This window comes from Streptococcus sp. HMSC10E12 (assembly GCF_001807855.1).
Lineage (GTDB): Bacteria > Bacillota > Bacilli > Lactobacillales > Streptococcaceae > Streptococcus > Streptococcus salivarius.
This window is the reverse complement of sequence record NZ_KV791119.1, coordinates 22,079-34,031: the sequence shown is the minus strand read 5'-3', so window position 1 is coordinate 34,031 and position 11,953 is coordinate 22,079. Positions and strand designations below refer to the sequence as shown.

General features: G+C 41.6%; 9 protein-coding genes. 2 read left to right on the top strand and 7 right to left on the bottom strand.

The genetic code is table 11. The features are described from left to right. Nucleotides 1–117: 117 nt before the first annotated feature. From gtfB to HMPREF3112_RS09890, 4 genes are all read right to left on the bottom strand, one after another. Nucleotides 118–1,437, bottom strand: coding sequence for an accessory Sec system glycosylation chaperone GtfB (gene gtfB / locus HMPREF3112_RS09905; RefSeq protein WP_048676363.1), 1,320 nt, complete (start codon nt 1,435–1,437; stop codon nt 118–120). Continuing rightward, a complete protein-coding gene (gene gtfA, locus HMPREF3112_RS09900; RefSeq protein ID WP_048676365.1) occupies nt 1,430–2,941 on the bottom strand; it encodes an accessory Sec system glycosyltransferase GtfA in 1,512 nt (503 codons plus the stop codon). The genes gtfB and gtfA overlap by 8 nt, the downstream gene beginning before the upstream one ends. 105 nt (nt 2,942–3,046) lie before the next feature. Then, a complete protein-coding gene (thiI, locus tag HMPREF3112_RS09895; protein WP_045001918.1) occupies nt 3,047–4,270 on the bottom strand; it encodes a tRNA uracil 4-sulfurtransferase ThiI in 1,224 nt (407 codons plus the stop codon). 54 nt (nt 4,271–4,324) lie between these two features. Further along, nucleotides 4,325–5,470: a cysteine desulfurase family protein gene (locus HMPREF3112_RS09890; RefSeq protein ID WP_048676371.1), complete on the bottom strand. Its 1,146-nt coding sequence runs from the start codon at nt 5,468–5,470 to the stop codon at nt 4,325–4,327. 108 nt (nt 5,471–5,578) lie between these two features. Here HMPREF3112_RS09890 and HMPREF3112_RS09885 point away from each other — a divergent pair, with 108 nt between their 5' ends. Beyond that, nucleotides 5,579–6,040 carry a DUF6556 family protein gene (locus HMPREF3112_RS09885; protein WP_048676374.1) on the top strand — a complete coding sequence of 154 codons (462 nt, stop codon included), beginning with the start codon at nt 5,579–5,581 and terminating at the stop codon, nt 6,038–6,040. Between the two features lie 44 nt (nt 6,041–6,084). Next, nucleotides 6,085–7,329, top strand: coding sequence for a bifunctional folylpolyglutamate synthase/dihydrofolate synthase (locus HMPREF3112_RS09880; RefSeq protein WP_048676377.1), 1,245 nt, complete (start codon nt 6,085–6,087; stop codon nt 7,327–7,329). Between the two features lie 276 nt (nt 7,330–7,605). On the opposite strand, the gene gorA is transcribed toward HMPREF3112_RS09880, so the two are convergent. From gorA to pfkB, 3 genes are all read right to left on the bottom strand, one after another. Further along, the gene (gorA, locus tag HMPREF3112_RS09875; protein ID WP_070439642.1) at nt 7,606–8,958 is read right to left on the bottom strand and encodes a glutathione-disulfide reductase; all 1,353 of its coding nucleotides are present in this window, start codon (nt 8,956–8,958) and stop codon (nt 7,606–7,608) included. A gap of 147 nt (nt 8,959–9,105) precedes the next feature. After that, nucleotides 9,106–11,082: a PTS fructose transporter subunit IIABC gene (locus HMPREF3112_RS09870; protein WP_070439640.1), complete on the bottom strand. Its 1,977-nt coding sequence runs from the start codon at nt 11,080–11,082 to the stop codon at nt 9,106–9,108. Further along, nucleotides 11,079–11,951 carry a 1-phosphofructokinase gene (gene pfkB, locus HMPREF3112_RS09865; RefSeq protein WP_256262697.1) on the bottom strand — a complete coding sequence of 291 codons (873 nt, stop codon included), beginning with the start codon at nt 11,949–11,951 and terminating at the stop codon, nt 11,079–11,081. Before pfkB ends, HMPREF3112_RS09870 begins: the two co-directional genes overlap by 4 nt. Nucleotides 11,952–11,953 lie beyond the last annotated feature (2 nt).

The following is an 11,953-nucleotide window of genomic DNA, read 5'->3' as shown; positions in this document are numbered from 1 at the left end:
TTTTCGTCACCCACTACAGTTGACAAGGAGCCAGGAAAAGCCGCTTCATAAAGTGAAGCGACCTTCTTGAATGTTGGTGTCAGAGGATAAATGTTACGAACCTCTAGTGTCATTTTCCTAACCAATAACCTTCTTATAATCTTCTGGTGTCGCCACATGAGCATGCTCACGTTGACGATCAAGCAAGTGACTAAGGAAGTCACGGTTGCCCAAGGCTTCTTTAAGGGTTTGTTTAAATTGCCCAGCATTCATAGCTGAGAAAATATTGCTTGGTGCAGTATAATCTGGACCATGGCTTGTGTTCGTGAAAGCCAGGATAAGCAGGTTATTTTCAAAGGCAGCACGTGTCGCTGACAGGATTTCATTTTGGTGGTTAATATCTAAATAGAAATCAGCCTCTTGATAGAGACGCTTAACCTGTTCTGTTGTAATATTCGGATAAAGGCTAACATTACTATATTTAGCTAAATCCATCAAACGACTTGACATTTCAGTGATTGCACCAATATGGTAGTGCATGGTAGGCACTTCACTAACAATGCTTTCCAAGTGTTCAATCTGATCTGAGTTGGTCAAGATAAGCGCTTGATTTTGGAAGTTGTTCTGGCGGGCAAATGGATACATGAATCCGAGAAAGGCCACGCGAGAAGCCTGCTCTGGACTAACCAACTTTAGAAGATTCGTATATGCTGTGTATTCTTGCACTACAATCTTAGTTTGACGGTGATTGCTATCAAGAAGGAGACGCATATTCCCAGGGACTGAATCAGTGATAGGCTCTTGCCAGAAGAGGACATCTTGACCAGAATTCGGAAGATTCATAGCTGTCAAGAAAGGCGTTGACAAGGAGTTATAAAGGATACGTCGCAAATCATAACCAGCTTCTTTAAGATAAAAGACTACAAACTCCGATTTGTTTTTGAAAATGTAGACCTTGTCTTTCCAATTCAAGATAACGTCTTTGGTCAAATGGTTAATGACGATAACTTCCTTGTTATCTGGAGTGAAATAACTAGTAATGGTCGCTTCTTGCTTAACATTGTAAGTTGTTTGTGAGAAACGGTATCCCTTATTATTGTAGCGATCAGTCACACGCAGGCGACCTGACTCATCATACCAATCCACAGCTTTAACTAGACGCTGATGAGCAGGATGCGCATAGTGAATATGACCACGTTTCTTATCAAAACGGAAGATTTCCGCGTTGCTATTTGTTCCTAAAATTTCCCAGTAATCAGGCACAGGAACCTGATTAAAGTAAAGTGCAGAACCTTGAACCTTGTCAAAACCAGTGAAATAAAGGTAAGGTGAGGTCACATCACTAGGCAGAAAGCCATCATCTGAAAGACAAACTGTTGTATTTACATAGCCAGCAACAATCAGCGAGTAATGGAGATCCCAACTACCTTGACTATAGTTCTCAAATAAATTAATCATGATTAGTCATCTCCTTTACTAAGTTAAGCCACTTCTGCTCGATTTCCTCTGTCAAAAAGCCTTTGGCGATATCATAAGAGACTTGATGAACATGATCTAAATCTGAACGACTGAAGAAAGCTACAATTTTCTCTGCCAAGGCAGCCACAATAGCAAGCTCGTCATCTTTTTCAAATCGAGGGATTAAGTAACCATTTTCATTATCCTTGATAAAAGTTTGGTTCCCATAACGGACATCAAAACCAATCATACCAAGGCCCGATCCAACAGCTTCTAGAAGTGTCAAGCCAAAACCTTCACTCTTAGAACCTGATAGGTAAAGTTCGTAATCCTTGTAGACTTCTGTTAAATCTTGGTGACCCTTGAGGTGGATATAATCCTGAGCGTGATTTTCCTCGATAATTGCCTTAAGCTTAGCTTCTTCAGCACCTGTACCAAAGATATCAAAGTTCACTTGTGGCAGACTTTCTTTAGCCTTAACAACAGCCTTAGCCAACCAATCCACGTGCTTTTCATTGGCCAAACGTGAAGCTGTGATGATTGAGAATGGTTTACGCTCTCCCTCAGGCTCTCTCAGTTTATCCAAACTTCCCACAGGAATCGTTACGATATTAGGTGTAAATGGTGTGTATTTGTTGAACTGATCTAGCATAATGCTACGTTGACGCTCTGTCGCTGTGATGAAGAAATCAACCTTATCTGCATTGCTGAATTGGTACTCATAGAAGTTATTCCAAAGAATAGTCTTGTCTGTCACAGCATTTTCACTAAAGTGCTCTGCATGGACAACAACTCCAAGCTTAGCAGGTTTAGTATTACGGAAAACAGCCTGCCCCGTGCCAGTGGCACGGTCCAAAATGACAATATCTTGGTCAGTTAGACCAAGTTGCGACATGAAGTAGGCAATAAACTCATGCTTAGAAGACAAAATCTTATCTGGGAAACGGAAGACACTATCCTTACCATCAACAATTTCATCATAGGCAACACTACCATCCTCATTGAAGAAACGACGTTGATAGAGGTGTGCCTTGTTATCTACAGGGGTGTAGTACTCCGTGAACATCTTAGTGTAAGAGTAAAAGTCTTTACGAATTAAGCAACCACGCGATACTTTTTCCACACGGTGAACGATATCTTCACCCTCTTTACGCAAGTAGGCTGCATAAAAAATATCTTCCTTGGCACAAAAAAGCTTAACCACTTTACCATTAATCTCACGACGTGTGATGTCATAAGGGATTTCCTTTTCCAAATCCTTGACAGTATAGGTCGTTGGAGCAATTTTCAGGTCTGTAAAATAGCTGTATAGCCAGATGACGTCTTCATCTTCAAACCCCATGTTACGGGTCAAATCTGAAAGATTGTCCTGCAAGAACATATCCATAAAGACAAATTTGGCCTTAATACCTGTGTTTTTGAAAATTGTAGAACGATAGGCCTGGGCGTACTCAACACCACTTGATGCCCAACCGATTCCTAAATTGATGTTATAAACAGTCATGTATTTTCCTTTCTGGGTAAAAGTTCAACATCGACATTTCTTTTTCGACATACCTTACTCTAGTAGCACCTAGGCACTACTATGTTAGTACTATAGCCTCCTAGATTAGAGCAAGTCTTCAATAAGTGTATCCACTTCGTCTTGCGCCTCTTCAATAGGTGTGATTTCAGTTACCATGATTCCTGCAACCGCACGTTCAACCAAGGCGTCAACATCCATACGACGTTCATATTGTTCGACATTTTTGATTTTTGGATTAGTTTTTGGACGGTCAGGTGCAAAGATAGTACAGCAATCCTCAAAAGGTTGGATGGAAATGTCAAAGGTATCAATTTTTTGTGCCAAATCAATGATTTCCAACTTGTCCATAGTGACAACCGGGCGAATCACTGGCGTACATGTAACAGCATTAATCGCCTGCATAGACTCCATAGTCTGACTAGCAACCTGACCAAGACTTTCACCATTGATAATCACAAGGCCTCGGCGTTCTTCACGAATACGGTCAGTAATACGCATCATAAAGCGACGTGTCAAGGTCATCAAATAAGCTTCTGGTGCTTTTTCTTTGATTTCTTCTTGAATTTCAGTAAATGGTACTTCGATGAACTGAATATTACCACCAAATTTAGTCAACTTACGGGTCAAATCTTGAGCCTTTTTAAGAGCTCCAGGACTAGTGTAAGGAGGACTTGCAAAGTGGACAGCTTCAATATCCACACCACGTTTAAGGGCAAGATAACCTGCCACTGGCGAATCAATCCCACCTGAAAGCATGAGCATTCCTTTACCAGCAGTACCTACAGGTAGACCGCCTGCTCCTTTGATTTCCTCGTGAGAAATATAAGCCGCCTCGGCACGAATTTCTACCTTGAGGTTGACATCTGGTCCCTTCATCTGAGCCTTAATGTCAGGCAATACATCAAAAACTGCATTTCCTAAAGTAAGATTGAGCTCACGACTGTCGAGAACAAAGTCATGGTCACTACGTTTAGCAGTTACTTTAAAAGTAAGACCGTCACGATAGAGTCCAGTCATAATGTCTTGAACAGCTTTTTTCAAGACCTCGACATCTTTTTCAAACTTGTAAACAGGACTAAAGGCTTGAATACCAAAAATTTGCTTCAAAGACTCTGCTACTGGCTCATAGTCTGTACCGTTGAGGTAGATGTGACCACGGTCTCGGTCAAAAGTCACTTTAACATCTGGATAGATGGATAGAACATCCTTGATGTTATTTCTAAGTTTATTGATAAAGCGCATACGGTTTTTGCCCTTGGTAGACAATTCACCATAGCGAACCATAATTTCTGAATATGTTAGTGTCATTCCTTTTCCTTTTAAATTTGAATTTAGTTTTATTGTTTAATTGCTTAAATCTTGCTATCTCACTTTTTGTGTCTTGGCGTAGACCTGCTTGAAAATCGTGAGAAACTGTTCTACCTGTCCCATATCATTGTCATCATCAAGACTGATACGTACAGCCGTTTGAGCTAATTTAGTCGGAACACCCATAGAAATGAGAGTCCCTGCTGGTTTTCCCGCCTTAGATGAACATGCAGATGTCGTTGAAATATAGATTTGATGCTCTTCAAAAGCATGGACAATAACTTCACCACGAACACCCTTGATTCCAAAGGTCAAAATATTGGGCGCAAAGTCTTCACCCTCACCTGAGAAAATAGTAATGTCCTCATACTTAGCCAATTCGTCAAAGATAATTTTTTTCATCTTGGCAATTTTCGGAAGAGAAAACGCCTCTTTGTCAGTAACTAAACGCAAGGCCTTAGCCATACTCGCAATGCCAGCAACATTCTCAGTCGTTGAACGAAAGTCTTTTTCTTGACCGCCACCTGTTAAGAGTGGCGTAATCTTTTTCCCTGCCTTTTTGTAGACAAAACCGACACCTCGAACAGCATGGAACTTGTGACCAGAAAAAGTTGCAAAGTCAACACGGTCTGTTAAATAAGCTGATACAGGAATCTTCCCAATAGCCTGAACAGCATCCACATGGAAAGATATCGTCGGCTCATCAGCCAATATATCCGAGATAGCTTGAATAGGTTGGATTGATCCGATTTCGTTATTAACGGCCATAACCGAAACCAAGATCGTGTCGGGGCGTAATAATCCAGCAAGAGCTTCAACATCCACAAATCCTTGTGCATTTACGGGTGCATAGGACACTTCGAAACCATGCTCTGAAAGCCATTTGGCAGACTCTTTCACCGCAGGATGTTCAATATCAGAAACAATGATGTGTTTGCCATAAGGTTCTTTTTCAAAAGCCACTCCTTTTATGACCCAGTTGTCGCCTTCGGTTCCTCCAGACGTAAAGAAAATCTCATCGGCTGATTTTCCAATGAGGTCCGCAACTTGCTTACGAGAAGCCTCCAAAATACGTGTCGCAGATGTTCCTAATTGGTGCAGGCTGGATGGGTTCCCAAAAATTTTAGTAGCCACTTCTTGATAGGTTCTAAGTGCCTCTGGATAAGGCACCGTAGTGGCTGAATTATCAAAATAAATCATGATTTTTCCTCGATTTTTATTTACTATTTATTATAGCATAATTTTTTTAGCAATTTTTGCGAGAAAATCATATAATAGAAAGTACGAAATATTTTTAAGGAGAGCATCATGTCTGAAAATTACTCACGCCGTAATCATTCATCAAAAGAAGAAAAAAAATCTGCCCCAAAGGTGACCGAACACGTTACAAAAGGCTTCACTGCCTTCCAAAAAGTCCTTACTGCCGTCGGGACAATTTTGTCAATCATCGTGGCTTCAATCACCATCATGAATTTCACAGCCTCTAAAAATAAGGACACTTCTGATTCATCAGCCAATCAATCAACTGTAGTCATCAAAGAAGGCAATAATAAGACTCAAGAATCAAGCGCCGCTTCATCTAGTTATGGCAATGCGACTGATTCAGAAACACAAACAAGTAGCCAAGCAGGAACTAACACCTATTCGTCATCTGCAGACACAACAACGGGTGGCAATACGACTACCTCTTCATCAGCAGCTACTGCAGATACAACATCTGGCAATGCGACTACTGGTGGCGTAACAACTGGTGACGCCGCTTCTAACTAAGACATGTAAAAGGCTAGGAAACCCTGCCTTTTTTCTATAATTCTATGAACTATACAGAAACTCTAAATTTTATCCATTCTTTCAAGGGCAATGGCCGTCGCCCTCAACTCGAACGTATGCGTTGGCTTTTGAAACAAGCCGGAAATCCTCAGACTCACTTTCCAACGGTGCATATTGTCGGGACCAACGGTAAGGGATCAACAACAAGCTACCTACAAAATATCCTAACAAAGTCAGGCTATCAGGTCGGGACCTTTACCTCCCCTTATATTACTCGTTTCAACGAACGTATTAGTATAAATGGCACAGAAATCCCTGATAAGGATTTGATTAGCCTTGTCGAGAAAGCTCAGGTTCTTCTTGATGATTTAGAAGAGCACACTAATTTTGGCAGACCAACGGAATTTGAATTGGTCACCTTACTCATGTTCCTCTACTTCGACCTTAAACAGGTTGATATGGCTATCATTGAAGCTGGAATTGGTGGACGACTTGATTCGACAAATGTTCTTTCGCCAGAGCTTGCCATCTGTACTTCGATTGGCTTTGATCACACTGAGACCTTAGGCAATAGCCTTTTGGACATTGCCAATCATAAAGCAGGCGTCATGCGAGAAAACACACCTATCTTACTTGGGCGTGTCTCTGCAGAAGTTGAACATTTCTTCAACCAAAAATCATATGACCTACAAGCACCTTTAGCTATCATTGATAGGGAAATTCAGCTGCTTCCAAAGGACAATCAAACGATCCAAATTTCTTATGACCATTGGGAAAGTCCAAATCTTAAACTTCCAATGTTAGGGCAGCATCAAGAAAACAATGCTGGGCTAGCTGTCACTGCTGCCCATCTCCTAGCTCAAACATTTTCTAAGATTACCGATAAGAGCATCCAAGAGGGGATTGAAGAGACGCATTGGCCTGGTCGCAGTGAGTGGATAGGGAACAATATATACCTAGACGGCGCTCATAACCCTCAAGGAATTGCCAGCTTAAAACAGGTACTAAAAGATAACTTCGCTAATCGTAGGGTACATATCCTCTTTGCAGGACTTAGACGAAAGCCTTTGGCAGACTTACTAGAGGAATTGAAAGATTATGATATAACGGTAACCAGCTTTGACTTTTTTGAGGCACTGCCCTTGGATGACTATCCCCAAGACTTCAAACGTGCAGCCGACTATAGAGACTGGCTAGCACAAGCTGAATCAGCAAATCCTGATGACCTATTTGTTGTCACTGGATCTCTTTACTTTATATCAGCAGTAAGAAACTACTTAATTAAATAAAATAAGGCCTGAAGGCCTTTTTTATTTAGACAATCTATAGTTTCACACAAAGTGTAGGCTGCTATTTGAACACAAAGAAAAGTCTGAAACTCTTAGTTAACAGACTTTACTTTTCTATCGCATCGTCACAAATTCTTCTGAACCTGTTGGATGAATGGTTTCCATAGCCAAAAAGGCTATGGAAATTCGCAAGGAAATCCCTTGCGATTACTTTCAATTGAAGCCATTCAGACACAAAGAAAAGTCTGAAACTCTCAGTTAACAGACTTTTCTTTTCTATCGCATCGTTACAAATTCTTCTGAACCTGTTGGATGAATGGCAACCGTATTATCAAAATCAGCCTTAGTTGCTCCCATCTTAATAGCCACAGAGAAACCTTGAATCATCTCATCAACACCATAGCCAATACCGTGAAGACCAATGATTTTTTCATCTTCACCAAGTGTTACTAATTTCATGGTTGACGGCTGACGATTATCTCCAAGAGCCGTATACATTGGAGTAAAACTAGATTTATAGACCTTGATATTTTCCGAACCATATTTGGCAATTGCCTTTTCCTCAGTCAACCCAACAGCACCAATGACTGGATGGCTAAAGACCACAGTGGCTACATCAGTGTAATCAAGCTTAGCATCAGCTTTATTGTTGAAGATTCTCTCTGACAATTGACGTCCAGCCTTGACTGCAACTGGTGTCAAATCAAGTTTACCAGTTACATCGCCAAGGGCATAGATTCCAGGAACAGATGTATTTTCAAACTCATCCGAATAGATTGTTCCTTTTTCAGTCAGTTTAACACCTGTCTTCTCAAGTCCAAAACCAGAGGTGTTGGCTGCGCGTCCAATAGCCCAGATGAGGCAATCAACAGTAATCGTTTCTCCATTATCAAAACTAATGGTTAAGGAATCATCTGCATTCTTCACTACCTCTGTCACATTAGCATGCGTATGGAGGGTCGGACCAGATTTAGCCATTTCATCAACTAAAACATCAACGATATCCTTATCAAAGGTACGCAATGGACGATCTTTACGCACAAAGAGGTGTGTATCACTTCCAAGAGCATTGAGAACACCAGCAACCTCAACGGCGATGTAGCCAGCACCAATAACAGCTGTACGTTTTGGCACCTCATCTAGTTCAAAGAAACCATCGGAGGTAATCCCATATTCACTACCTGGAATGTTTGGATAAAGGGCGTGACCACCAGTCGCAATAAGGATATGGGGTGCTGTATAACGCTCACCCGCTACTTCAACCGTATGAGGGTCAACAAATCTTGCATACTCGTATACACGTTCAACGCCATTGCTATCAAAACCACGCTCATAAGAACCATGGATACGGTCGATATAAGCCTGACGATTGGCCTTAAGCGTTGCAAAATCAAACTTATTAATCGTCACATCAAAACCGTACTCACCTGCATAACGGTGAAGGGTTTCAGCAACCTGAGCACCATACCACATGACCTTTTTAGGCACACAACCTACATTGACACAGGTACCTCCGACCTCTTTTCCTTCAAAGAGAATCACCTTAGCACCATGCATGGCAGCACGATTGGCACTAGCAATACCACCAGAACCACCTCCAATGACAATATAATCGTATTCTTTTACCATATTTTACCTCTTATGTTTCTTTATACAGCGTATTAGCTACTAGATAAGCCATTTCTGCCTATACTTTATCATAAAATAGGTACCCTGACAAAAATCTGCTACGACACAAAAAACAACCCCTTCACAACGAGATTGTTTTGTCATATCTTATTTATCAAGTGGTTTGCGGAGGAATCCGAAGAGGATACCTGATACCACAGCACCAATCAAGATGAAGAGAAGGTAGAGAAGGGCATTTGATGTGAGGGCAATTACGAAGATACCTCCGTGTGGTGCCATCAATTTGATTCCTGCCATACCTACAAGAGCACCTGTAAGAGCTGAACCGACGATAAAGCTTGGGATAGCGCGTGCTGGGTCAGCTGCACCAAATGGGATCGCACCTTCAGTGATGAATGAAAGTCCCATAACAATGTTTGTCAAACCAGAGTTGCGTTCTTCTTCAGTGAATTTATCTTTAAACAAGAGTGTTGCTACAAATACTGCCAACGGAGGAACCATACCAGCCGCCATAACTGCTGCCATAACAACTGAACCGCCTGAAGTTACTGTTGCTGCGAGAGTACCTGTACCAAAGACATAAGCTGCTTTGTTGACTGGTCCACCCATATCCACTGCCATCATACCACCAACAAGGAGACCAAGTAGTACGGCTGAGCTTCCTGACAAGCTTGACAAGAAGTTATTAAGACCAGTATTAATTGCTGCCATTGGGATATTTACTGCCAACATCAAGAAACCAGTAGCAAATACACCAAGAAGTGGCAAGAGCAAGATAGAACGGATTCCTTCAAGGGAACGTGGAATACCTGCCAAGAGTTTACGAAGAAGAAGGATAACACCACCTGCAAGGAAACCACCAACAAGAGCTCCAAGGAAACCTGAAGATACGCCAGCAAGGGCAAGGGTTGCTTTACCACCTGAAGCAAATGGAACACCACCAAAGGCTGCACCACTTGAAGCAATAGCACCAGCTACGAAACCTGATACCAAACCTGGTTTTTCAGCGATAGAGTAAGCAATGTAACCTGCAAGTACTGGAAGCATGAAGCCAAAGGCAGCACCACCAATTGCTTTGAATTGAGCAGCAATTTCATGGTAAGAACCAAGTTGTGACAATTGATCTTTGGGAACACCCATGATTTGGTCGAGCAAGAAGGCAAGCGCAATCATGATACCACCACCGATAACGAATGGAAGCATTTGTGAGACCCCACTCATCAAGTGTTTATAGAAGGCACCACCAAGGCTCAATTTCTCACTTGATTCTTGAGCAGCTCCAGCATTTTCAGCATGGAAAACTTCAGCTTTTCCATCCAAGATGTTTTGGATTAATTCTTGAGGTTGACGGATACCTGCTGCAACTGGTTTAGAAAGCAATTTTTTACCATCAAAGCGTGCTGTTTCAACTGCCTTGTCTGCTGCTACGATAACACCTACAGCCTTTCTGATTTCTTCAGCAGTCAATGGTGTTCCGACACCTGACGCACCGTTAGTTTCAACACGAACATTGACTCCCATTTCTTCACCTGTTTTAATCAGTGATTCTTCAGCCATGTAAGTGTGAGCAATACCAGTTGTACAAGCTGTTACAGCTACGATAAGTGGTTTATCGCTTGAAGCTGCTTCTTTAACAGCTTGTGCTTTCTTAGCTTCCTCAGCCTGTGCTTCTTCTTCACCCGTATTGAAAGCAGCAATCACTTCATCTGGAGAAGTCACCTTACGCAAACGATCTGCAAAACCATCTTGCATAAGATATTTTGACAACTCAGCAAGGGCTGCCAAGTGAGTGTCATTTGCTCCCTCTGGAGCAGCAATCATAAAGAAGAGGTCTGTAGGTTGACCATCAAGTGATTCGTAATCTACACCTTTATTAGATTTAGCAAAAAGTACTGTTGCTTCTTTTACTGCAGCATTTTTACTGTGTGGCATAGCGATTCCATCACCCAAACCAGTTGATGTTTGTGCTTCACGAGCCATAATACCTGCTTTGAAAACATCAAAGTCAGTCACAACACCGTTGTCAACCATGCTGTTAATCATTTCATCGATAGCAGCTTCTTTTGTAGTTGCTTGAAGGTCAAGCAACATTACTTTTTTGTTCAGTAAATCCTGAATTTTCATAGTTTTTCTACCTCTACTTTATTGTATGTTTCTTTAATAAATTCAATTGTCGCTAAGTCATCTGAGAAAGCCGTAGATGTTCCACATGCTACTCCCCACTTGAGAGCCTCAATTGGATCACCTGATTTAACAAACTCACCAGTGAAACCAGCAACCATTGAGTCACCCGCACCAACAGAGTTTTTAACTGTTCCCTTAATTGGTTTGGCAAAGTAAGCAGCCTCTGGTGTGACCAGCAGAGCTCCATCACCTGCCATTGAGATGATAACGTTCTGTGCACCCTTAGCAAGGATTTCACGCGCATATTTTTCAACATCAGCCAAACCATTAAGTTTGACATTGAAAATAGCTTCTAACTCATGGTTATTTGGTTTTACCAAGAGTGGTTGGTAAGCCAAGGAATCAAGCAAGGTTTGACCCTCAAAGTCACAGACAACCTGTGCACCAGTTTCACGCACTAGTGGAATCAATTTGTTATAGACCTTGTTTCCAAGATTGCTTGGTGCTGATCCAGCAAAAACAACCACATCATCAGCACCTACACTTGAAAGAACTGCTTCCAATTCAGCCAATTGATACTCATTAATGACAGGTCCTGCACCGTTAATTTCAGTTTCTTGGTCAGCCTTGATTTTAACATTAATACGTGTGTCTTGATCCACAGCTACAAACTTGGTTTTAATACCTTCTGCATCCAAACCATCTGTAACAAAACGTCCTGTAAAACCACCGATGAAGCCCGTTGCAGTATTATCGACACCTAAACGTTGCAAAATACGACTAACATTAATCCCCTTACCGCCAGCGAACTTATCATCACTCTCCATGCGGTTAACCTCACCAATCTCTACCTTGTCGATACGAACAATGA